Genomic DNA, 21,317 nt, shown 5'->3' with positions numbered 1-21,317 from the left:
GCCCCGAGGTTCTCCTCAGCGACGGCGCGATTGTTTGATCCCCGCGGGCGATCTAGCCACGGGGATGAAGAGGAAGAGGCGACATCAATAGCCGCAGGAGCGTCCGTTGCTTGGCCTGAAGCCATCGGAGCAGGCGCGGTTCATGGAATCGCCAGGCACATAGCCGGATGCCGACCCCGCGGAGGTCGGGTAGCCCGCGCATCCTGTAGTGAGCGCCGAAAGGCCTATCAGCGTGATCGCGGCCAGGACGGTTGAAATTCGCTTCATATGGACCTCCTCGAAACTGTCTTGGCTATTAAGCTAGCACGCAGCCGCGAAACGCCACGTAAATATCTTAGGGCCTAAATTTCTTACGTCACGATTGGCGAACGCTTGTTGCGGCTGGGCACCCTACCCTTGCAGCGTGTCGACCTTGCGAAGATCCGGGAAAAGCCGCGTCCACAGAAGCACCACGACGATGGTTCCGACGCCGCCGATCACGCCCGCAGCAACCGGGCCCATCATTCCGGCGAGCATGCCCGACTCGAATTCGCCCAACTGGTTCGAGGTGCCGATGAAGAGCGAGTTGACGGCGTTCACACGTCCACGCATCGAATCCGGGGTCAGGAGCTGAACCAGCGAGCTGCGCACCACGACGCTGACCGTATCGGCCGCGCCCACGACCAGCAACGCGACGATGGACAGCGCGATATTGGTCGATACGGCAAAGACGATCGTCGCGACGCCGAACACAGCCACGGCAGTCAACATCTTCGCCCCGACTTTGCTTGTCAGCGAGCGTCTTGCCAGAACGATCGACATGGTGAGCGCACCGACAGCCGGGGCCGCGCGCAGCATGCCTAGGCCCCACGGACCGGCATGCAGGATATCGCTGGCGAACATCGGCAGGAGTGCCGTGGCGCCGCCAAGCAGAACGGCGAAGAGATCGAGCGAGATGGTGCCGAGCATGACCGGCTTGCTCTTGATGAAGGAGACGCCGGCAAAGACGGAGGCGAGCGTGACCGGTTCGCGTTTGCTCGGCGTCCACTCCATGCGGATCGAAATGACGTTGATGCTTGCAACGGCAAACAGGACGGCGGCCACGGCGAAGGGGGCGACGGCATCGACGCCGTAAAGCAAGCCGCCCAGCGACGGGCCGACGATCAGCGCCGTCTGCATCATCGAGGTCGATGTCGCCACCGCGCGCTGAAGCAGCGAGGGCGGCATGATGCTGGGAAGAAGTGCCGCCATCGTCGGGCGCTCGAAGGCGACGGTCGCGCCCATGATCGTCACCGCCGTCAGGATGCCCGCCGGCGTCAGCCAGTTCTGCCAGGTGGCGACAGCAAGCGCCGCCGACACGGTGGCGAGGATCAGCTGGCAGATCAGGCCGATACGCCTTCGGTCGAACCGATCGGCGACGTGGCCGACCACGAAGGTGAGAACCACCATTGGCAGGAACTGGCAGAGCCCAACCATGGCCAACGCGAAGGCGCTGTGGGTCTGATCGTAGATCATCCAGCCCATGGCGATGGCGACGCATTGAAAAGAGAGAGAAGAGAAGACGCGGGAAGCCGCGAAATTGAGATAGCCGGGATGGCGCAGAACGCTATCCTGGTGAACTGCTGATGCATCCATGAGAAAACTGTCCGGAGCGCTGCCGACAGCGCGCCTCTGAGGGTTGTTGCTGCAACCGTTTCCGCCCGGACCGGCGTGCTTGTCAATGGCGGCGGGGCCGCTTTCCGTTCGGCTCTGCTAAGACACGTGATCGTGACCGCCGACAGCGCCCGCCGCGGCGGTCATCCGACCAGAGACGTTATCTCTTTTTCTTCGTCGAACGCACCTTGACCGGCGCAGGCGGCGGGATCAGTTCGGCGTCGGCGTAGCAATATCCGGCAACCCAGCCGTCGCTGGCGAAGAGCTTGGAATCGCCCTCCGCGTGCCACTGGCAGGTCAGCGAGTTGGCGTCCCATGCGGTGACGGTCACGTCGTAGACGCCCTTGCCGGCGAAGGTGGTCTTGGGATTGCCCGTCAAACGCCAGCCCTCGGCCGGCTGCATCGTCCAGGAGACCCTCTGGCCCTTCCGGGCTTTCTGCTTGATGCCGAATTCGGGGGTCTGGCAGCGGTTGGTGGCGGGATCGCAGTTCATTTTCGCCGTCGACATCTGCGGCGGCGTATTTGTGACCACCGTCTGGCAACTGCTGAGCGTAAACGCCACGAGTGTCATGGCCAAGGCAACTTCATACCACATATCCGGCCTCCCATCCGTCACATGCTATCGATGGGGACCACATTACAGCATTACGACAACTGTCGCGCTTCACCGTTCGGGGGATATGGGCGCCGACGATTACATCGAACGGCAATGGCGATCAGCCAAGCGAGGTGTGCGACGCGTGTTCCGGTACGTATCGCCTCGGCGCCTTCGCCTTCTCCCTGAGATTGTCGAAGAGCGCATAGCCGCCGGTCCAGCGACCGAAGCCGCTGGCGATATTGATGTGGCCCGCAAGGCCGATGTTCCTGAGCTCGGTCTTCCACAGACGCGCGTAGAGCGTCAGGCGGTCGAGCTCCATGTAATGGTCGTTCAGGCTGCCGACGGTGATGCTGGGGAACGGCAGCGCCCGTGTCGGCATCGGCCCGAAGCGGATGGCGGCATCCGGGTGTCGCCGTTCCGTGGGGCGCAGGTCGCAGGGAGCGACCAACAGCGCGCCCTTGATGCGGCGCGCCGATGGCCGGTCGGCGAACTTCGCCGTCAGCAGGCAGCCGAGACTATGGGCGACGATATAGGCCTCGCCGTGCTCAAGCAGCATCTCGTCAAGCGGGTCGGCCCAACGATCGACCAAGGGATCGTCCCAATCGTCCTGCTCCACCAGAACGCTGTCAGGATGATCTCGGAGCCAGTATCGCTGCCAGTGGCCCTCGCCGGAGCCATAGAGGCCGGGGATGATCAGTGTCGGGGTCATCGCTCCCTCCTAGAAATCGGAATAGCGCGGGCTGTGCATGAGCGCCGAGATCTCGTCGGTCATCTGCATGATGCGCTCGCGCAGATCGGCGCCGGTTCCATCCTCGACGTCTTCGCTGCCGAAACAATAGCGCGCTTCATGCAGCTCGAGCCTCGCTTCCAGCTGGTCGCGGATGGTGCAAAGGCGATCGAAATGCCGGATGATACTCATCGTCGTCTCTCCTGTGCGGCTGCGTCTTTTTCGGGCCGCCATCTGATGAGAGCAGTATTCTCTATCTTTTTAGTAGATTAAAGGAATGAGCATCCCTGCATGCGCGGACAAGCGGAAAAATCGCCATGCTGATCTCGCCTGAGGGCGACGATCGACCCACGAGGCGCGCGACCAACGATCCTGTCGGATAATTTGCCGATGTGCCGTGTTAAATCTTTATGCAGGCTGAAACTTTTGATCCACACTCCCCGTAGCTTCGTAACAGAGACAAGAGAGAAACAGGGGATCACATTCATTGTCCGACGATGCCGCAAAGCCGCTTATCCTCTGGTTTCGCAAGGATCTTCGCCTCGACGACAATCATGCGCTGCATGCTGCCTGCCGCACCGGACGCCCGATCATTCCCCTCTATATCCGCGAGCCTTCCTCTTCCGGCACCGGGCCTCTAGGCGGCGCGCAAGAGTGGTGGCTGCATCATTCGCTGGCATCGCTCACGGCATCGATCGAAGCGCTTGGCGGCTCGCTCAATCTTGTGAGCGGCGATGCGCTCGATGTGCTCGTCGACCTGATCAAGAAGACCGGTGCGGACACCGTCATGTGGAACCGCCGCTACGATCCTCCCGGCATCGCCATCGATACGCGCATCAAGCGGGAGCTTGAGCAGCAGGGCCTGGATGCGCAGAGCTTCGCCGGCCAGTTGCTGCATGAGCCGTCGCGGCTGAAGACAGGCGGCGGGACGCCCTACCGGGTCTACACGCCGTTCTGGCGCGCACTCGAGGGTGCGGGCGAGCCGCCGCACCCTGTCGATGCGCCCAAGAAGGTCAAATTCGCGCCGGAGCTTCCCGCAAGCGAATCGCTAAAGTCCTGGAAGCTTCTGCCTACCAAGCCGGACTGGGCCAAGGATTTCGCCGAGGTCTGGACTGCCGGCGAAGAGGCGGCGCGCGAGCGGCTTGCGGATTTTCTCGATCAGAGCCTCGAAGGCTACAAGGCCGACCGCGATTTTCCGGCCAAGCAGTCGACCTCGATGATGTCGCCCTATCTGGCGCTCGGCGTGATATCGCCTGCCCGGATTTGGGAGGAGACGCGCGGGCTGGACGTGCCGGCGGACGATCTGGTTCATTTCCGCAAGGAGCTCGCCTGGCGCGAATTCTCCTACCATCTGCTGTTTCACTTCCCGAAGCTGCCCTACGCCAACTGGAACGACCGCTTCGACGGGTTCGAGTGGAGCAACAGCACCGCGCATTTCCGCGCCTGGACCAAGGGCATGACCGGCTACCCAATCGTCGACGCCGGCATGCGCCAGCTTTGGAAGCACGGCTTCATGCACAATCGGGTGCGGATGATCGTAGCCTCGTTCCTGATCAAGGACCTGATGATCGACTGGCGGCGCGGCGAAGCCTGGTTTCGCGACACGCTCGTCGATGCCGATCCGGCGAGCAATGCCGCCAGCTGGCAATGGGTGGCGGGCTGCGGGGCGGATGCCGCCCCCTTCTTCCGCATATTCAATCCGGTGCTGCAGGGCGAGAAGTTCGATCGCGATGGCGCTTATGTCCGCGAGTTCGTTCCCGAGCTTGCGGCGCTCGATACCAAATACATCCACAAGCCGTTCGCCGCACCGCAGAGCGTGCTCGACAAGGCGGATGTCAAGCTTGGCGAAACCTATCCCAAGCCGATCGTCGACCACGCGACCGCCCGCGACCGGGCGTTGAAAGCCTACAACGCCGTAAAGGACGCAGCATGAACGCCCATTTTCACCACCCGCACAGTCGCTTGAAGATCGCGGTCATCGGCTCCGGCGTTTCCGGGGCATCGGCGGCATGGGCGCTTAATCCGCTGCATGACGTCACGCTCTATGAGAAGGAAACGCGCGCCGGCGGCCATACCGCCACCGTGGATGTCGACTACGACGGGGTGCACATTCCCGTCGATACCGGCTTCATCGTCTATAACGAGCCGAACTATCCGAACCTGACCGCGCTGTTTGCGCGGCTCGGCGTCGCCACCCATGCCAGCGACATGAGCTTTTCGCTCTCGCTCGACCACGGCAAGCTGGAGTGGAGCGGCAGCGGCCTATCTTCGATCTTCGCGCAGAAGCGCAATCTGGTGCGCCCGTCGTTCCTTTTGATGATCCGGGAGATCCTGCGCTTCAACAAGACCTGCCTTCTCGACCGCGCCGCCGGCCACCTCGCCGCGCGCTCGATCGGCGACTATCTCGATTGGCGCGGCTTCTCGCCCGGGTTCACCAACAATTATCTGGTACCGATGGCAGCCGCGATCTGGTCGACGCCGGCGGCGAAGATGATGCAGTTTCCGGCCGAACATTTCGTCAACTTCTTCGACAATCACCGCCTGATCTATTCCAGGCAGCACCAGTGGCGCACGGTGACCGGCGGCAGCCGAAACTATCTCGACAAGCTGCTTGCGCCTCTGGGTGACCGGCTGAAGCTCGGGCTCGGCGTGCGCGCGGTCATCAGGACCGAGACCGGCGTCACCATCGTTGATGACCGCGGCGAGGAGCGCCACTTCGACAAGGTGATCCTTGCCGCGCACAGCGATCAGACGCGGCGCATGCTCATCGATGCGACCGAGCAGGAAAAACGGTTGCTGGCGGCGGTTCCCTATCAGCCCAACAGGGTGGTGCTTCACCGCGATCCGATGCTGATGCCGCAGCGCCGGAAGGTCTGGGCGTCCTGGAACTATCTGCGGTCCAGCTCGGCTAACGGTAACGCCGATGTCGCCGTCACCTACTGGATGAACAAGCTGCAGGCGATCGACGATCGCTTCCCGTTGTTCGTGACGCTCAACCCCGATCGCGAGCCGGACCCGCGCAAGGTCTTCGCGGAGTTCAGCTACGAGCATCCGCAGTTCTCAGCCGACAGCGTTCAGGCGCAGCGCGCGCTCATGGATATACAGGGACGCAACGGCTGCTACTTTGCCGGCGCCTGGACGGGCTACGGCTTCCACGAGGATGGGCTGAGTTCGGGCCTCGCGGCCGCCAAGGCGCTCGGCGCGGCGCTGCCGTGGAGCACGCTCAAGACTGATAGTATCGAACAGGAGCTGGACGCCGTCGCATGACGAAGAAGCGCGAAGGACGAGGCGTGAGCATGCGCGACAACGGGCCGCCGCCCGAGGCCTCGGCAGCACTCTACGTCGGCGACGTCATGCACCAGCGCATGAAGCCCTTCGGCCACCGCTTTCGCTACCGCGTGTTCTCGATGGCGATCGATCTCGACCGGCTGGATGAGGCGGATAGGCTGTCCGCGCTGTTTTCCGTGAACAAACGCAATGCCGTGTCGTTCCACGAAAGCGACCATGGCGGCGAGATGGGTGCCAGGCCGCATGCCGATGAACTGCTGGCGCATGCGGGCTTGCGTGCCCAGCGCATCGTGCTGGTCTGCTACCCCCGCATCCTCGGCTACGTCTTCAATCCGCTCTCCGTCTACCATGCCTATGATGCCCGCGATGAACTGATCGCGATGATCTACGAAGTGCGCAACACGTTCGGCGAACGCCATACCTATGTCTGCCCCGTTGGCCCCGGTGAAATGAGCGACACCGGCATTCGGCAGAGCTGCGACAAGATCTTTCACGTCTCGCCGTTCATCGAGATGGGCATGCGCTACAATTTCCGCATGCTGCCACCGGGCAAGGAGATCCGCTGGCGTATTCTGGAGACCGACGCCGACGGCCCGCTGCTTGCGGCCACCTTCGCCGGACGACAGGTGGGGCTCACGACGAGGAACCTGGCGTGGCTCACGGCCGCCATTCCGTTTCTACCGATCAAGATTGTCGGCGGCATTCATTGGGAGGCGCTGAAATTGTGGCTGAAGGGCGCGAAATACATCGTCAAGCCTGCACCACCCGCCTCTGTTAGCGTGGTCGCGCCGCGCGAGACGGCGGAGGCTGCGGAATAACATAAGCGTGCTTCGATATATGCGTCGGTTACCCGCAACACAGGATTGGAAAATTGTTTGGCTTTTCCAATTTTTACGATAGCGTTCAAAGCAATCGCCGGGGGGCGGAGATTTTCAGCGCATCGTCGTCCTGAACCGGCCAAATCTTGCCGGAGGAGAAAACCATGAGTGATGCTAGCGACTTGACCGATTCTCAACGCAACGCGATCCAGCTGACGCAGCAGAATATCGGACAGGTTTCGAAGGGACTGCCGCTACGCGCCAAGCTGGCGCTGAGGGCATTGCTTCGCATGCAGCATGGCTCGCTGACGATCGCCTTTCCCGACGGCCGTGTTGTGCTGGTGACCGGCAGCACGCCCGGCCAGCACGCCGAGATTCATCTCAAGAACTGGAACATCTGCTACCGGGCGCTTTCCAACGGCACGATCGGCGTGGCCGAAAGCTATATGGATGGCGATTGGGACAGCCCCGATATCGCGGCGTTTCTTGAGCTGTTCATAGTCAACGACGAAGCGATCCAGGATTACGCCAACGGCAAGCGCGGCCTGCCCCGGCTCGTCGAGCGCATCCGCCACTGGATGAATACGAACACCCGAAAAGGCTCGAAGCGTAACATCTCGGCGCATTACGATCTCGGCAACGACTTCTACAAGCAGTGGCTCGATCCGACGATGACCTATTCGTCGGCGCTTTACTCCACCGGCGCCAACGATCTGCAGTCGGCGCAGAACGCGAAGTATCGGGCTCTCGCCGAGGCGACCGGGATCAAGCCGGGTGACCATGTGCTGGAGATCGGCTGCGGATGGGGCGGTTTTGCCGAATTCGCCGCCAGCGAACTGAATTGTCGGGTCACGGGCCTGACGATCAGCCGCGAGCAGCTGGCCTTCGCCGAGGAGCGCATCCGCAAGGCGGGTCTCAGCGACAAGGTCGACTTCCGCTTTCAGGACTATCGCGACGAAACCGGCGTCTACGACAAGATCGTTTCGATCGAGATGTTCGAGGCCGTCGGCGAGAAATATTGGCCCGCCTATTTCTCCAAGCTCGAGCAATGCCTGAAGCCCGGCGGCAAGGCCGGCCTGCAGATCATAACGATTCGGCCCGAGTCCTTCGAACAGTACAGGAGCAATCCAGACTTCATCCAGAAGTACGTTTTTCCCGGCGGCATGCTACCGACCCGCGAGCATTTGGCGGAACTTGGGCGAAAAGTGAATTTGTCACTGGTGCGGGACTTCGGTTTTGGGTTAGACTACGCCCGTACTCTGGCCGAATGGCGAGAGCGTTTTTGGTCCGTTTGGGAACGAGTTCGCCCACTGGGCTTCGATGAGCGCTTCAAGCGGCTCTGGGAGTTCTATTTATTTTATTGTGAAGCAGGTTTCCGCGCCCGAAACATAGACGTCCGCCAGGTCGTCTTTTCGCGGAGCTGACGAGCGCGGGTGGCGGGACCAGACAGTCGACCTCCTGTCCCGGTCGCCATCCGCCTCGTCTATCCCCTCATCACCATCCTGATCGGTTGTCGGCGCGATGACGCCTGAACTATTCCGCCGGGCTTGGCGTCACCGGGCGGCGACCGTCAGCGCGCGGGCGCTCCTGCCAGCCGGTGGCGCGGTTCACCAGCCAGAAATACAGACTGTAGGGCATGAGATTGAGAGCCTTCAGCGTGTAGGTGAAGCGCTTCGGGAAGGTGATCTCGAAATTCTTCGACTTCAGGCCCGCATAGATCTCGGCGGCGGCCTCGTCGACCGGGACCAGTGACGGCATGGGGAATTCGTTCTTGCGGGTGGCGGGCGTGTCGACGAAACCGGGATTGATGAGTTGGATGCGGATGCCCATCTTGTCGAGGTCGAATTTCAGGCTCTCGGCCATGTTGATCAAGGCAGCCTTGGTCGCGCCATAGGCCGCACCCGTGGGTAGGCCGCCATAACCAGTTACCGACGAGACGATGGCGATCTGCCCCTGCCCCTTGTGCTTCATGTGACGCACCGCCGGCACTAGGCAATTGACCACGCCCTGCAGATTGACGGCGAAGCTCTGCTCGAAATCCTCGCGGCGCAGTTCTTCGGCATGAACAGGCAGATAGACGCCGGCGTTGAAGACAGCGAGCGCCAGCGCGCCGTGCTCGTATTCGATCGATGCGAGCACATGCTCCATGTCCTCAGGATTGGTGACGTCGCCATCCAGCACAATAATGCTGCCGGGCAAACCGTTGGCTTCCGATTGCAGTTCGGCGAGCTTTTCGTGGTCGCGAGCGGTGACGGCGACCTTGTAGCCTTCGCTTGCCAGTTTCAGCGCCAATGCCCGGCCGATGCCGGAGCTTGCGCCTGAGATCCAGGCAATTCCATGTTCGGGGCGGGCTACAAAATCGTTCATGGCGCGATTCCTCCGGTTGTATCGAAAAACGTCGAAACGGGCCCGGAAGTTCCTCTCAACCTCCCGGGATAATGGCTCTATCACGCTATTGTGGCTGCTTTCAGCCGATCAGGTCGCCAATCAGCTGGCGGAAGGACCCGGTCAGTTTGATGGGGGCATCAAGAACGGAAAATGCAATGCAGGGACGATCTTTTTCGGCCACCGGGCGGTGATCGATCGTCTCGTCAGCAACGGAGATGTCGCCGGGGCCGAAGCGGCCGCGATTGTCGTTGAAGGCGCCGTCAAGGATGAGCGTGAGCTCCATGCCCTTGTGGGTATGCGCCGGCATGGCGCGGCCCGGCTTGATCCACATGACGCTGACTTCGCAGCCGTCAATATCTACCGAATATTCCTTGAAGCCGGGGAGCTTGGTCTTCCACGGCACGGTATCGACGTCGAAGCCGACGAGGCGGCGCAGCGCGCGTGGAAAGACGCTCGGTTTGTCAGGCGCGATCAATGGCTTGGGCTCGACCGGCGCAGCGGATGCGAAGATCCGCGCCAATCTGGCATCGCGGTCATCAAGACTTGCTTCGGATGTCTGCTCCAGCGCCTGGCCGGCCAGAAATTCCAGGTCGCGTACCAAAGGCCGACGATCCGGCTTCATTTGCAGATGCGATTCGACAAGAACGCGCGCCGGCTCCGGAAGGGAACCCGCAACATAATACGCCATCAATGCATCGACCGTGTCGATATGCTCGTGAACCATGATGGTTTCGGTCGTTTCCGCTTTCAGTGATTGCTTTGTCATCATCCATACGATGAATGTCAATGTTCAGATCACAGACGGGTTCAGATCACCTGGCGACCCGGATCAGCACGTCGCGAACCAATCTGGGACGGGAAGTCTAATTTTACCGTGTTGGTTGAGGGCGAGGAATAGGATTTCTTGCCAACCCAGCCTTGTGAAGGGAAAAGACCGTTCCTAAACTAAGTGTTTCAAAGAGGCAGATTCCATGACCGTTCATCCTTCCGTCCTAGAAGCCATTGGCAACACTCCCCTGATCAAGCTCAAGGGAGCGTCGGAGGCGACCGGTTGCACCATTCTCGGCAAGGCGGAATTCCTCAACCCGGGACAGTCGGTCAAGGATCGCGCGGCGCTCTACATCATTCGCGACGCCGAGAAGAAGGGCCTGCTGCGGCCGGGCGGCGTGATCGTCGAAGGGACTGCCGGCAACACTGGCATCGGCCTGACGCTGGTCGCCAAGGCGCTCGGCTATCGCACCGTGATCGTCATTCCCGAGACGCAGAGCCAGGAAAAGAAGGACGCGCTGAAGCTCTTGGGCGCCGAGCTCGTCGAAGTGCCGGCTGTGCCCTACAAGAACCCCAACAACTACGTGAAGGTTTCAGGACGGCTGGCCGAGCAGCTCGCAAAGACGGAGCCGAATGGCGCCATCTGGGCCAACCAGTTCGACAACGTCGCCAACCGGCAGGCGCATATCGAGACGACGGCGAAGGAAATCTGGGCGGATACGTCAGGCAAGGTCGACGGCTTCATTTGCTCCGTCGGATCGGGTGGCACGCTTGCCGGCACTGCGATGGGGCTGAAAGGCTTCAACAAGGACATCAAGATCGGCATCGCCGACCCGGATGGCGCTGCCCTCTACGAATTCTACAAGAACGGCGAGCTGAAGTCCGCCGGCTCCTCGATCACCGAGGGCATCGGCCAGGGTCGCATCACCGCCAATCTCGAAGGTTTTACGCCCGACTTCGCCTACAACATCTCGGACGCGGAAGCCCTGCCCTATGTCTTCGACCTCGTCGAGCATGAGGGGCTTTGCCTCGGCGGCTCGTCGGCGATCAACATCGCTGGTGCGGTGCGGCTCGCCAAGGACCTCGGCCCGGGCCACACGGTGGTGACCATTCTGTGCGACTATGGCAATCGCTACCAGTCGAAGCTCTTCAACCCCGATTTCCTGACATCGAAGTCGCTGCCGCTGCCTGCATGGCTGACCTCGCCTGTCGATATCAAGATCCCATACGAACCCGCAGCGTGAGGCCCAATGCCCGTTAATGCCCTCTATCGTGATGACTTCTATCTCTCGACCTGCGAGGCCGTCGTCACCGCCATCCACGAAGACGGGGGCATCGAGTTCGATCAGACCTGCCTCTACGCAACCTCGGGCGGACAGCCGGGCGATACCGGCTTTCTCGAGCGCGCTGACGGCAGCAAGATCACACTTGGGCAGACCAAGCATGGCGCCGCCAAGGACATCATCATCCATGTTCCGCTCGAGGGGCAGGCAAGCCCCGAGGTCGGCGAGAAAGTGGTGCTGCATGTCGATTGGGAGCGCCGCCACAAGCTGATGCGCATGCACACCGCCTGCCACCTGCTTTCCGTCGTCTGCTCCTACCCGATAACAGGGGCGGCCGTCGGCGAAGAGGAGAGCCGGGTCGATTTCGACATGACCGACACGATCGACAAGGACGAGGTGACGGCCAAGCTTATGGCGCTGGTCGACCAGGACCATCCGGTTTACCTGCAGTGGATTACCGACGAGGAACTGGCGGCCAATCCAGGGATCGTCAAATCCAAGAACGTGCGCCCGCCGATGGGGCTCGGTCGCGTCAGCCTCGTCTGCATCGGCGAGAACTCGGCGATTGACAGCCAGCCCTGCGGCGGCACACATGTTGCGACAACACTGGAAGTCGGACAGATTCACATCGCCAAGATCGAGAAGAAGGGCAAGGAGAACCGTCGCTTCCGTATCCGTTTCGGCGCTCCTGGCGACGACGCATAAGCATTGATTGGAGAGAGCAGCATGAGCGAGACCACGAGCCGCTTCGTCGTTTCGGCCGATTGGGTCGAAAAGCAGCTGGGGACTTCAGGTTTCAAGGTGGTGGACGCCTCCTGGTATCTGCCGGCGCACAAGCGCGCGGCCAAGGACGAGTATGTGTCGGGCCACCTTCCCGGCGCCGTGTTCTTCGACCAGGACGTCATCGCCGATCATTCGACCGGCCTGCCGCACTCGCTCCCCTCGCCTGAGTTTTTCGCCGCGGAAGTCGGCAAGCTCGGCATTTCAGAGACGGACACGATCGTCGTCTATGACGGCATGGGTTTCTTCTCGGCGCCGCGCGTCTGGTGGATGCTGCGGACCATGGGCGCCAAGGACGTTTACGTTCTGGATGGCGGCCTTGATGGCTGGAAGGCCGAGGGACGCGCGCTGGAGACCGGGACGACCGCCCCGGCGCCGGCAGTGTTCACGCCGAAGTTCCGTGCCGACAAGGTTATCCCCTTCGAGACCATGCGCGAGATCGTCGATGACGGTTCGGCGCAGATCGCAGACGCTCGCGGCGCCGGCCGCTTTACCGGTGAGGAAGCCGAGCCCCGCGCCGGCATGCGTTCTGGCCATATGCCCGGCGCCCGCAGCCTGCCGGCAACTTCGCTCTCAGCCAATGGCCGCTTCAAGGATGTGGCGACGCTGAAGACGATGATTGCAGATGCGGGCATCGATCTCTCCAAGCCTGTCGTGACAAGCTGCGGCTCGGGCGTGACCGCCGCCGTGATCATGCTGGCGCTGGAAAGCGTTGGCCATGACGACAACGCGCTTTACGATGGCTCCTGGAGCGAGTGGGGCAGCCGTGAGGACACGCCCATCGTGACCGGCCCCGCAGAAGCGATCAAAGCTTGACCATGGCAAAAGCTCCCTCCTCGCTGAAGGCCCATGTGACCCGCCTCGAAATGACGGCGGCGCCGAAGACGAGCCTGCCGGTGCCGGTCAATATCCAGACCGCCATTATGCGCGCGCCGGAAATCCCGCTGCCGTTCTACCGCTATCTCTACCGCCAGGTCGGCGCGCGGTGGCAGTGGGTGGATCGCCTGAGGATGAGCGACGAGGAACTGGCCGCCACGCTCTACGACAAGCGCAACACGATCTGCGTGCTCTACGTGAACGGGGCGCCTGCTGGGTTCTACGAGTATCTGACGGTTGACGAAGACACGATCGAGCTCAGCCATTTCGGGCTGATGGAGCACGCGCTGGGTCTCGGGATCGGCAAGTGGTTCCTGCTGCAGGCACTCTATGCGATCTGGACGCAGAACCCTTTGCGCGTGACCACCACGACCAACAATCTCGACCATCCCCGGGCGTTGCAGCTCTACCAGATGTTCGGCTTTTCTCCGGTTTCGACGGGCACCGCAATCGTGCGGCCGCTCAGCGACAAGGAGTTGCTCGAGCTGGCCAAGAGAAGCTAGCCGGCGCGTTTCGGCTGTTTCTTCTGACGACGTTATAGAGGCGCAAGGATCGGGTGGTTTCCACTCGGGTTGAAGCGCATGCATGGCAAACTCAAAAGGAGACTTGCCATGACCGCCCTATCTTTCACCGCGATGCCCACTGCCGACGCCGAGACGATCTGGAACGGCGGGAACGATGCCTATGGTCACCCGCCGGAGACAATGATCTCCGATGGCCCGGGACACCCGTGCCGCCACTGCCTGAAGAACATAGATACAGGCGATGCGCTTTACGTCTTCGCCTACCGCCCCTTCCCGGAGATGCAGCCTTATGCGGAGACAGGACCGGTGTTCCTGCATCAAAAGCGATGCAAACGCTATGCTGCCGAGGAAGTGCTGCCGCCTGTCCTGACGACCAGCCCCAACTTCATCCTGCGCGGCTATGGCAGCAACAACCGCATCGTCTACGGCACTGGCGCGGTGACCGAGGTCGCCGATATTCCTGCCTATGCGGCGGAGCTACTGCGCAAGCCCGAAGTCGCCTATGTGCATGTGCGCTCAGCGCGCAACAATTGCTATCAATGCCGGATCGACGGTTAAGTCACGGAAAAAAGCCGGTTGCGGAGAGAGCAACCGGCTTCAGTTGACGCAGCGCGATGGACTTTACGCTACGTTGAGCACGGCTTCCGCGGCGTAAGGCTCATAGCCCAGCGCCTCGGCAACGGCTTTATTGGTGACCCGTCCCTTGTGGACGTTGAGACCGTTTCTGAGATGTCTGTCTTCGGCGATGGCGCGCAGGCCGCGATCGGCGAGCGCCAGGCCATGGACCAGCGTGGCGTTGTTCAGCGCATGCGCCGAAGTGACCGGAACCGCGCCCGGCATGTTGGCAACGCAGTAGTGCACGACGCCATCGACCTCGTAGGTCGGGTCCGAATGGGTCGTCGCGTGCGATGTCTCGAAGCAGCCGCCCTGGTCGATGGCGACATCAACGATGACCGAGCCCTTCTTCATGCCCGAAAGCATTTCGCGGGTGACGAGCTTGGGCGCGGCAGCACCGGGGATCAGCACCGCGCCGATGACGAGATCGGCGGAGAAGACTTCGTCTTCCAGCGCCTGGATGCTGGAATAGCGGGTATGGATGCGGCCGGAGAAGAGATCGTCGAGCTGGCGCAGGCGCGGCAGCGACTTGTCGAGGATGGTAACGTCGGCGCCGAGACCGGCGGCCATGCGCGCCGCATGCAGGCCGACCACGCCGCCGCCGATGATGGTGACCTTGGCCGGCAGGACGCCGGGCACGCCGCCCAACAAAATGCCGAGACCGCCATTGGCCTTCTGCAGCGCTGTCGCACCTGCTTGGATCGACAGACGGCCGGCAACCTCGGACATCGGCGCCAGGAGCGGCAAGCCGCCACGGTCATCGGTCACCGTCTCGTAGGCCACGCCGGTCACGCCTGACGACAGCAGGCCCTTGGTCTGCTCGGGATCCGGCGCAAGATGCAAATAGGTGTAGAGGATCTGGCCGTCGCGCAGCTGCGCCCATTCCGACGGCTGAGGCTCCTTGACCTTCACAATCATGTCGCACTTTTCGAAAATGTCCTTGGCGGAGGACGCGATCTTCGCGCCCGCGGCGGCATAGGCTGCATCATCGGCGCCAATGCCGGAGCCCGCCTTCGTCTCGATCCAGACCTCGTGGCCATGCGCGATATACTCGCGAACGGCTGCAGGCGTCAGGCCGACGCGATATTCGTGATTCTTGATTTCCTTCGGACAACCGACGCGCATCGGGGCGCTCCTCCTCGTTTGTTTTTTTAGCCTCGTCGAGCGAAGCGTTCACAAGGGGAATCCAATCACCGCGTGCACGAAATGTCCTTGCAAAGAGGATTTGCATGAATGGCATTTTTCGAAGAAAGATGCGTTTTGTACGCATTAATCGAAAGTTCTTCGAATGTCGGAACTCGATGCCATCGATCATGCCATTTTGAAAGCGCTGCAATCGAACGCGCGGATCACCAACGCCGATCTTGCCGCCAAGGTAGGTCTTTCCGCATCCGCCTGTTCACGACGGCTCGATATCCTCGATCGCAGCGGCGTCATCCTTGGTTATCACGCGCATGTCTCGCCCAAGGCGCTCGACTACAAGATGATTGCGATCGTGCACATCTCGCTGTCGGGCCAGTTCGCGAAGACCTTGTCGGAATTCGAGACCGCCGTGAAGCGCTGTCCCAATGTGCTCGTCTGCTACCTGATGTCGGGGGAATACGACTATATCCTGCGGGTCGCGGCCCGCGATCTGGAGGACTATGAGCGCATCCATCGCGACTGGCTCTCGGCCCTGCCCCATGTCGTCAAGATCAACTCCAGCTTCGCCTTGCGCGAGGTGATGGACAGGCCCAATGTGGGTTTGTGACGGAGGAGCGGAATCACTTGCCTGCGCGGGTTTTTCCGGAATACGGCCGAGGCCGTGCAGTAAGAAGACGCCATGAGATCGAAGACCCGGGGCTATATTTTCGTTCTTCTGGCGATCACCATCTTTTCCATTCAGGACGGCATCTCGAAGCATCTGGGCGGTGCGTATCCGCCCGTTTTCGTGACGATGATCCGCTATTGGGCCTTTGGCCTCTTCACCATCCTTCTGGCCGCGAAGATGCGCGGCGGGATTGTCGCCACGGCGCGCACGAAGCGGCCGGTGCTGCAGGTGATACGCGGGCTGCTTCTCGCCGCCCAGGTGGTTGTCGTGATCAGCTGCTTCGCGGTGATCGGGCTTGCGCACTCGCAGGCGATCTTCTCGGCGACGCCGATCCTGATTGCGCTGCTGGCCATGCCGCTGCTCGGCGAGCGGGTGGGCTGGCGGCGGTGGACGGCGATCGGCGCGGGGTTGGTCGGCGTGCTTCTGATCCTGAAGCCCGATAGCGGCTTCTTCGACGTCACGCTGCTGCTGGCGGTGCTCTCCTGCTTCCTCTTTGCTTTCTACGTCATCGCCACCCGGCTGGTCAGCCGCGACGATTCGTCGATGACCAGCTTCTTTTATACCGGTGTCGTCGGCGCCATCGCGATGACGCTGGTCGGGCCGTTCTACTGGACCTGGATGGCGCCTACGGATTGGGTGTGGATGGCGCTCGTCTGTATGACCAGCATATCGAGCCACTATTTCCTGATCCGCGCCTACGACATGCTCGATGCCGCAGCCGTCCAGCCGCTCACCTATCTTCAGCTCGTCTACGCCTCGATCATCGGCGTGACGATTTACGGAGAGACGCTGAGCCTGAACACGATCATCGGCTCGGTCATCGTCGTCTCCTCCGGCATTTTCACGATCTGGCGCGAGCATGTCGTCGGCCGCCGGGAAGCAATGCGGAAGTAAAGATCGATCGCGCAATTTTAGCGAATTGTATAAATTCATTTCAATCTACGCGACGTATGCTGTCTCCAGTTCAATTTGGGAGACGCGTCATGCACAATCTCAACATTATTACCCGCAAGGCCGAACGCAAGTCGTGCCGGATCTTCGGCAAGGTTCGTTACCTGACCAAGGAAGTCGATGCGCGCATTCTGAATATGTCCATCTCGGGCATTGCGCTTGAAGTGCGCTCGCCGCTGCATGCGGCATCCGGCAGCCGTGTGCAGATCCTTGCCGACGATCTCGGCGTTCTGCACGGCGTCATCCGCTGGAGCCACAATGGCCGCGTCGGCGTCCAGTTCGACCCGAACTCCAACGCCCGCGCCCAGGTGGCTTCGTACTTCCGCTTCTTCCACAAGGAAGTGAAGCCGGTTCTGGCGCGGTAGACCTCGTCCGACACGCATAAAGCGAAAAGCGATATTCCCCTGTCATTTACGGGGTTTACTCCTTCGAAAATCACCCTACTCTCGCCGCCGGGCGGGTGTCGCGTGATGTTTCGAAGGAGTTTTCATGTCTTCCAACCTTGATCTTTCATCCATGAGCCGTCGTTCTCTTCTCACCGGCATCGCCGCCACATCAGCACTCGTTCTGCTGCATCCATTCACCGCGCGCGCCGCCGCCAACCAGGCGCATCTCAGGCTGATGGAAACGACGGATATTCACGTCAACGTTTTCCCTTACGACTATTATGCCGACAAGCCGAACGACACGATGGGACTGGCGCGTACCGCGACAATCATCGACACGATCCGCGCCGAGGCGGCGAACTCGCTATTAATCGACAATGGGGACGTTCTGCAGGGCAATCCGATGGGCGATTACATGGCCTATCAGCGTGGATTGAAGGACGGCGACGTTCATCCCGTGATCAAGGCGATGAACACGCTTGGGTACACCGTCGGCACGCTGGGGAATCACGAGTTCAATTACGGGCTCGATTTCATGTTCAAGGTGCTTAATGGCGCGAACTTTCCGTTCGTCTGCGCCAATCTGACCAAGGGCCAGCTCGCCTCCGATCCGAAACAGGACGGCCTCTTCTTCAAGCCCTACATCATCGTCGAAAAGATGATCAAGGACGGGGCCGGCAACGAGAGCCCGGTGAAAATAGGCTTCATCGGCTTCGTTCCGCCGCAGATCATGCTCTGGGATATCAAGAACCTCGAGGGCAAGGCGCAGACGCGCGATATCGTCGAAGCCGCCAAGGCCTGGGTGCCCGCGATGAAGGAAGCGGGCGCGGATATCGTCATCGCGCTCTCGCATTCGGGCATCGATGGCAGCGCGCCTAGCGACAAAATGGAGAACGCCTCGCTGCATCTGGCCGCCGTCGACGGCATCGACGCGATCTTTACCGGCCACCAGCACCTCGTCTTCCCCGGTCCGAAGACCTGGGACGGCATTCAGAACGCCGATCCGGTTAAGGGAACGCTGCATGGCAAGCCCGCCGTCATGGCAGGCTTCTGGGGCTCGCATCTCGGCCTGATCGACCTGTTGCTGGAGAAGGACGGCAAGAGCTGGAAGATCGTCGACTTCACCTCCGAGGCGCGGCCGATCTATCACCGCGACGACAAGAAGAAGGTCGTGGCCGATGTCGCCGACAAGAAGGAAGTCGTCGACGCCGCCAAGGCCGAGCATGAGGCGACGCTCGCCTATGTCCGCACACCCGTCGGCAAGACGTCCGCGCCGCTCTACTCGTACTTCGCTCTGGTGGCCGATGATCCCTCCGTGCAGATCGTCAGCCAGGCGCAGACTTGGTACATCAAGCAGATGCTTGCCGATACCGAATACAAGGATCTACCGGTTCTCTCGGCGGCGGCGCCCTTCAAGTCGGGCGGCCGTGGCGGCGCCGATTACTATACGGATGTTCCGGCCGGCGACCTCGCCATCAAGAACATTGCCGACCTCTATCTCTATCCGAACACCGTCCAGGCCGTCGTCATCACCGGCGAGCAGGTGAAGAACTGGCTGGAAATGTCGGCGGGGATGTTCAACGAGATCAAGGAAGGCACGAAGGACGCCGAGCTTTTGAACGCCGACTTCCCTTCCTACAATTTCGACGTGATCGACGGCGTCACCTACCAGATCGATCTGGCGCAGCCGCGCAAATACGACAATGACGGCAACGCCATCAATGCCGGATCGAACCGTATCCAGAACCTTGCGTTTGACGGCAAGCCGATCGATCCCAGGCAGAAATTCGTGGTCGTGACCAACAACTACCGCGCCGGCGGTGGCGGCAAGTTCCCGGAGATCGCGGCCGACAAGGTCGTGTTCCAGGCGCCTGATACGAACCGCGACGTGATCGTCCGCTATGTGCACGAGCAGGGAACGATCAATCCGGCCGCCGACGGCAACTGGACCTTCAAGCCGGTGACGGGCGCGACCGCGACATTCCAGAGCGGGCCGAAGGCGAAGCAGTTCATCGCCGACGTCAAGGGCGCGAAGATCGAGGATGCCGGCGAAGGCACGGATGGTTTCGCCAAGTTCCGGCTCGTTCTCTAAGGAAAGTGGATGGCGAGGCCGCGCCCCTCGCCTACTCCGCCGCAAGCGGCAGATCCGGATCCTTGATCTCGTTGAGCGCCGCGGTGAAATCGGCGTGGTTCGGGCAGAACGACAGTTTCGAATGGAAGGCTTCGATCAGCCATGTGGCGGCCGGGCCCGGCGGGTTTGCAATGCGCCGTATCGCATATATCGGATACTCGCCCTGCTCGTAGGCCGGCAGGTCGAGATGAACGAGCGTCCCGTTGGCCAGATCCTCGCGGATGATCGACGCCGGCAGGCCGCCCCACCCCAGGCCGCCGCGGATCAGCGCATGCTTGGTGGCGATGTCGCTGACGCGCCAGGTCTTGTAGGACAGCACGTTGAAGTCGCGGCCCTTGGTGAGCCCCGAGGCGTCGGTGACGACAAGCTGCACCTCCTCGCGAACATCGCTAAGCGTCAGCGGCCTGTCGATATTGGCCAGCGGGTGGGAACGCGCGGCGACCGGGATCATGAAGGAATGGCCGATCTTTTCGACGGCGATGGAATCGTCCTGCTTTAGCAGCGCGCCGCCGATGCCGATCGTGGCCTTGCCCGACAGAACGGCCTCCATGACCATGCCGAGTTCCCCAGCACTGAGATTGAGCGTGACGGAGGGGAAGCGATCGCGGAACTCCCGGAGCACGGCGACGACCGCCTGCGACGGCACCATGACGCTGATTGCCACATCGACCTCGGCCTCCAGCCCTTCCTTCAGGCTTTTCACCCTCGCCCGCATCACCTGCAGGTCGGTCATCAGCCGGCGGGCATCCTCAAGCATGGCCTTGCCTGCCTCGGTAAGCTTCGGCTGACGGGCGCCGGAGCGTTCGAACAGCTGCATTTCGAGCTGCGCTTCGAGATTGGCTATGGTGTAGCTGACGACCGACTGGGCACGATTGAGCACGCGCGAGGCGGCCGAGAAGCTGCCGGTTTCGGCAACGGTCAGGAAAACCTGCAGCTGGTCCAGTGTCGGGTTGGGCAACATTATATCCATCCAATCGATCGATAGTCTTGATCGACATTATCCCAGTTTTTTCGATAGGCCGCTAGACCTATTTCTTCACTCGAAGACGCGGTTCGACCATCCCCCGATCGCGCCGCAAACGCAAAGATCAAAGGATTATCAATCATGTCGTCCATTCTGCTCTTGACCTCCAGCCCGCGTGCTGAGTCGCTTTCGACCGATATCGCCGTAGACCTCGCTGGCAAGCTCCAGTCGCAGAAGGCCGGCAGTGTCGTCGTTCGCCGTGACCTCGCCGCGAACCCGCTAGCCCATATCAACGACCTCTTCACCGGCGCCATCCGCAAGCCGGCGGACGCCCGCACGGCCGAAGAAAACGAAGCCGCGAAGATTTCCGACGAGCTGGTCAACGAGCTGCTCGCAGCCGACACCATCGTCATCGGCACCGGCCTCATCAACTTCAACATCTATTCGTCGCTGAAGAGTTGGATCGACAACGTCGCCCGCGCTGGCTTGACCTTCAAGTACACCGAAAACGGCCCGGTTGGCCTTGCCACCGGCAAGAAGGTCTACGTCGTTCTCGCTTCCGGCGGTGTCTACTCGCAGGGTCCGGCTGCCGGCATGAACCATGCCGTGCCTTATCTGAAGACCGTTCTCGGCTTCATGGGCATCACCGACGTCGAGACCATCTATGTCGAAGGCCTTGCCTTTGGTCCTGAAGCAGCCGAGAAGGCTGTCGGCGCTGCTAAGGCCCGCGCTGAAGAACTCGCGCTCGCTGCCTAATTCAAAGGGCAATCAATTCAGG

Annotated in this window: 23 protein-coding genes; 14 read left to right on the top strand and 9 right to left on the bottom strand. The window is 61.4% G+C overall.

The annotated features are described in order from the left end of the window. Window positions 1-84: 84 nt before the first annotated feature. The 5 genes from ACODTZ_RS10505 to ACODTZ_RS10485 form a co-directional block, all read right to left on the bottom strand. Complete coding sequence (locus ACODTZ_RS10505) at window positions 85-267, bottom strand: hypothetical protein (protein ID WP_489025565.1); 183 nt, start codon at window positions 265-267, stop codon at window positions 85-87. 123 nt (window positions 268-390) lie between these two features. Further along, window positions 391-1,614, bottom strand: a complete 1,224-nt coding sequence (locus tag ACODTZ_RS10500) for an MFS transporter (protein WP_489025563.1) — start codon at window positions 1,612-1,614, stop codon at window positions 391-393. A gap of 178 nt (window positions 1,615-1,792) precedes the next feature. Beyond that, window positions 1,793-2,227: a hypothetical protein gene (locus ACODTZ_RS10495; RefSeq protein ID WP_489025561.1), complete on the bottom strand. Its 435-nt coding sequence runs from the start codon at window positions 2,225-2,227 to the stop codon at window positions 1,793-1,795. A gap of 121 nt (window positions 2,228-2,348) precedes the next feature. Next, entirely contained in the window at window positions 2,349-2,939 is a 591-nt protein-coding gene (locus ACODTZ_RS10490; RefSeq protein ID WP_489025559.1) for an alpha/beta hydrolase, read from the bottom strand. Window positions 2,940-2,948: 9 nt separating this feature from the next. Beyond that, window positions 2,949-3,149 (bottom strand): hypothetical protein, encoded by a 201-nt coding sequence (locus ACODTZ_RS10485; protein WP_018900109.1) that lies wholly within the window; start codon window positions 3,147-3,149, stop codon window positions 2,949-2,951. Between the two features lie 295 nt (window positions 3,150-3,444). Here ACODTZ_RS10485 and ACODTZ_RS10480 point away from each other — a divergent pair, with 295 nt between their 5' ends. From ACODTZ_RS10480 to ACODTZ_RS10465, 4 genes are all read left to right on the top strand, one after another. After that, window positions 3,445-4,890: a cryptochrome/photolyase family protein gene (locus ACODTZ_RS10480; RefSeq protein ID WP_489025557.1), complete on the top strand. Its 1,446-nt coding sequence runs from the start codon at window positions 3,445-3,447 to the stop codon at window positions 4,888-4,890. Beyond that, a complete protein-coding gene (locus tag ACODTZ_RS10475) occupies window positions 4,887-6,224 on the top strand; it encodes an NAD(P)/FAD-dependent oxidoreductase (protein ID WP_489025555.1) in 1,338 nt (445 codons plus the stop codon). The genes ACODTZ_RS10480 and ACODTZ_RS10475 overlap by 4 nt, the downstream gene beginning before the upstream one ends. Beyond that, the gene (locus ACODTZ_RS10470; RefSeq protein WP_489025553.1) at window positions 6,221-7,063 is read left to right on the top strand and encodes a DUF1365 domain-containing protein; all 843 of its coding nucleotides are present in this window, start codon (window positions 6,221-6,223) and stop codon (window positions 7,061-7,063) included. Before ACODTZ_RS10475 ends, ACODTZ_RS10470 begins: the two co-directional genes overlap by 4 nt. A 164-nt stretch (window positions 7,064-7,227) precedes the next feature. Continuing rightward, window positions 7,228-8,487, top strand: coding sequence for a class I SAM-dependent methyltransferase (locus ACODTZ_RS10465; protein WP_489025551.1), 1,260 nt, complete (start codon window positions 7,228-7,230; stop codon window positions 8,485-8,487). 109 nt (window positions 8,488-8,596) lie between these two features. Here ACODTZ_RS10465 and ACODTZ_RS10460 read toward each other — a convergent pair whose 3' ends face one another. Then, the gene (locus ACODTZ_RS10460; RefSeq protein WP_489025549.1) at window positions 8,597-9,430 is read right to left on the bottom strand and encodes an SDR family NAD(P)-dependent oxidoreductase; all 834 of its coding nucleotides are present in this window, start codon (window positions 9,428-9,430) and stop codon (window positions 8,597-8,599) included. Window positions 9,431-9,530: 100 nt separating this feature from the next. Beyond that, on the bottom strand, window positions 9,531-10,220 hold the full coding sequence (locus ACODTZ_RS10455) for a ChrR family anti-sigma-E factor (RefSeq protein ID WP_489026204.1): 690 nt from the start codon (window positions 10,218-10,220) through the stop codon (window positions 9,531-9,533). Window positions 10,221-10,422: 202 nt separating this feature from the next. Here ACODTZ_RS10455 and ACODTZ_RS10450 point away from each other — a divergent pair, with 202 nt between their 5' ends. From ACODTZ_RS10450 to ACODTZ_RS10430, 5 genes are all read left to right on the top strand, one after another. Continuing rightward, complete coding sequence (locus ACODTZ_RS10450) at window positions 10,423-11,463, top strand: cysteine synthase A (protein ID WP_112941484.1); 1,041 nt, start codon at window positions 10,423-10,425, stop codon at window positions 11,461-11,463. Between the two features lie 6 nt (window positions 11,464-11,469). Continuing rightward, window positions 11,470-12,207, top strand: a complete 738-nt coding sequence (locus ACODTZ_RS10445) for an alanyl-tRNA editing protein (protein ID WP_489025547.1) — start codon at window positions 11,470-11,472, stop codon at window positions 12,205-12,207. A 21-nt stretch (window positions 12,208-12,228) separates the two neighbouring features. Further along, window positions 12,229-13,098 (top strand): 3-mercaptopyruvate sulfurtransferase, encoded by an 870-nt coding sequence (gene sseA / locus ACODTZ_RS10440; protein WP_489025545.1) that lies wholly within the window; start codon window positions 12,229-12,231, stop codon window positions 13,096-13,098. A gap of 2 nt (window positions 13,099-13,100) precedes the next feature. Beyond that, window positions 13,101-13,661 (top strand): GNAT family N-acetyltransferase, encoded by a 561-nt coding sequence (locus ACODTZ_RS10435; RefSeq protein ID WP_047510110.1) that lies wholly within the window; start codon window positions 13,101-13,103, stop codon window positions 13,659-13,661. A 108-nt stretch (window positions 13,662-13,769) separates the two neighbouring features. Next, window positions 13,770-14,240 (top strand): DUF1203 domain-containing protein, encoded by a 471-nt coding sequence (locus tag ACODTZ_RS10430; protein WP_489025543.1) that lies wholly within the window; start codon window positions 13,770-13,772, stop codon window positions 14,238-14,240. A 63-nt stretch (window positions 14,241-14,303) separates the two neighbouring features. Here the strand turns inward: ACODTZ_RS10430 and ald are convergent, their stop codons facing one another. Then, on the bottom strand, window positions 14,304-15,422 hold the full coding sequence (gene ald / locus ACODTZ_RS10425; protein WP_111561353.1) for an alanine dehydrogenase: 1,119 nt from the start codon (window positions 15,420-15,422) through the stop codon (window positions 14,304-14,306). Window positions 15,423-15,585: 163 nt separating this feature from the next. On the opposite strand from ald, the gene ACODTZ_RS10420 reads away from it, so the two are divergent. The 4 genes from ACODTZ_RS10420 (at window position 15,586) to ACODTZ_RS10405 (ending at window position 19,536) form a co-directional block, all read left to right on the top strand. Beyond that, on the top strand, window positions 15,586-16,047 hold the full coding sequence (locus ACODTZ_RS10420) for an Lrp/AsnC family transcriptional regulator (RefSeq protein ID WP_112425295.1): 462 nt from the start codon (window positions 15,586-15,588) through the stop codon (window positions 16,045-16,047). Window positions 16,048-16,119: 72 nt separating this feature from the next. Next, window positions 16,120-17,001, top strand: coding sequence for a DMT family transporter (locus ACODTZ_RS10415; RefSeq protein WP_489025540.1), 882 nt, complete (start codon window positions 16,120-16,122; stop codon window positions 16,999-17,001). Window positions 17,002-17,090: 89 nt separating this feature from the next. Next, the gene (locus tag ACODTZ_RS10410) at window positions 17,091-17,423 is read left to right on the top strand and encodes a PilZ domain-containing protein (protein WP_047510102.1); all 333 of its coding nucleotides are present in this window, start codon (window positions 17,091-17,093) and stop codon (window positions 17,421-17,423) included. 124 nt (window positions 17,424-17,547) lie between these two features. Further along, window positions 17,548-19,536, top strand: a complete 1,989-nt coding sequence (locus tag ACODTZ_RS10405) for a bifunctional 2',3'-cyclic-nucleotide 2'-phosphodiesterase/3'-nucleotidase (protein ID WP_489025538.1) — start codon at window positions 17,548-17,550, stop codon at window positions 19,534-19,536. Window positions 19,537-19,567: 31 nt separating this feature from the next. Here ACODTZ_RS10405 and ACODTZ_RS10400 read toward each other — a convergent pair whose 3' ends face one another. After that, window positions 19,568-20,536 (bottom strand): LysR family transcriptional regulator, encoded by a 969-nt coding sequence (locus ACODTZ_RS10400; RefSeq protein WP_047510098.1) that lies wholly within the window; start codon window positions 20,534-20,536, stop codon window positions 19,568-19,570. 144 nt (window positions 20,537-20,680) lie between these two features. Between ACODTZ_RS10400 and ACODTZ_RS10395 the strand changes: the two genes are divergently transcribed. Continuing rightward, on the top strand, window positions 20,681-21,295 hold the full coding sequence (locus tag ACODTZ_RS10395) for an FMN-dependent NADH-azoreductase (RefSeq protein ID WP_018900127.1): 615 nt from the start codon (window positions 20,681-20,683) through the stop codon (window positions 21,293-21,295). Window positions 21,296-21,317 lie beyond the last annotated feature (22 nt).

The sequence above is a fragment of the Rhizobium sp. FG113 genome (genome assembly GCF_057809895.1).
This window is presented reverse-complemented; position numbering and strand designations above follow the sequence as displayed.

Coding starts and splice junctions, on each gene's coding strand:
- ACODTZ_RS10505 (WP_489025565.1), bottom strand. CDS start 267: ATGAAGCGAATTTCAACCGTCCTGGCCGCGATCACGCTGATAGGCCTT.
- ACODTZ_RS10500 (WP_489025563.1), bottom strand. CDS start 1,614: ATGGATGCATCAGCAGTTCACCAGGATAGCGTTCTGCGCCATCCCGGC.
- ACODTZ_RS10495 (WP_489025561.1), bottom strand. CDS start 2,227: ATGTGGTATGAAGTTGCCTTGGCCATGACACTCGTGGCGTTTACGCTC.
- ACODTZ_RS10490 (WP_489025559.1), bottom strand. CDS start 2,939: ATGACCCCGACACTGATCATCCCCGGCCTCTATGGCTCCGGCGAGGGC.
- ACODTZ_RS10485 (WP_018900109.1), bottom strand. CDS start 3,149: ATGAGTATCATCCGGCATTTCGATCGCCTTTGCACCATCCGCGACCAG.
- ACODTZ_RS10475 (WP_489025555.1), top strand. CDS start 4,887: ATGAACGCCCATTTTCACCACCCGCACAGTCGCTTGAAGATCGCGGTC.
- ACODTZ_RS10470 (WP_489025553.1), top strand. CDS start 6,221: ATGACGAAGAAGCGCGAAGGACGAGGCGTGAGCATGCGCGACAACGGG.
- ACODTZ_RS10465 (WP_489025551.1), top strand. CDS start 7,228: ATGAGTGATGCTAGCGACTTGACCGATTCTCAACGCAACGCGATCCAG.
- ACODTZ_RS10460 (WP_489025549.1), bottom strand. CDS start 9,430: ATGAACGATTTTGTAGCCCGCCCCGAACATGGAATTGCCTGGATCTCA.
- ACODTZ_RS10455 (WP_489026204.1), bottom strand. CDS start 10,220: ATGATGACAAAGCAATCACTGAAAGCGGAAACGACCGAAACCATCATG.
- ACODTZ_RS10450 (WP_112941484.1), top strand. CDS start 10,423: ATGACCGTTCATCCTTCCGTCCTAGAAGCCATTGGCAACACTCCCCTG.
- ACODTZ_RS10445 (WP_489025547.1), top strand. CDS start 11,470: ATGCCCGTTAATGCCCTCTATCGTGATGACTTCTATCTCTCGACCTGC.
- sseA (WP_489025545.1), top strand. CDS start 12,229: ATGAGCGAGACCACGAGCCGCTTCGTCGTTTCGGCCGATTGGGTCGAA.
- ACODTZ_RS10435 (WP_047510110.1), top strand. CDS start 13,101: ATGGCAAAAGCTCCCTCCTCGCTGAAGGCCCATGTGACCCGCCTCGAA.
- ACODTZ_RS10430 (WP_489025543.1), top strand. CDS start 13,770: ATGACCGCCCTATCTTTCACCGCGATGCCCACTGCCGACGCCGAGACG.
- ald (WP_111561353.1), bottom strand. CDS start 15,422: ATGCGCGTCGGTTGTCCGAAGGAAATCAAGAATCACGAATATCGCGTC.
- ACODTZ_RS10420 (WP_112425295.1), top strand. CDS start 15,586: ATGTCGGAACTCGATGCCATCGATCATGCCATTTTGAAAGCGCTGCAA.
- ACODTZ_RS10415 (WP_489025540.1), top strand. CDS start 16,120: ATGAGATCGAAGACCCGGGGCTATATTTTCGTTCTTCTGGCGATCACC.
- ACODTZ_RS10410 (WP_047510102.1), top strand. CDS start 17,091: ATGCACAATCTCAACATTATTACCCGCAAGGCCGAACGCAAGTCGTGC.
- ACODTZ_RS10405 (WP_489025538.1), top strand. CDS start 17,548: ATGTCTTCCAACCTTGATCTTTCATCCATGAGCCGTCGTTCTCTTCTC.
- ACODTZ_RS10400 (WP_047510098.1), bottom strand. CDS start 20,536: ATGTTGCCCAACCCGACACTGGACCAGCTGCAGGTTTTCCTGACCGTT.
- ACODTZ_RS10395 (WP_018900127.1), top strand. CDS start 20,681: ATGTCGTCCATTCTGCTCTTGACCTCCAGCCCGCGTGCTGAGTCGCTT.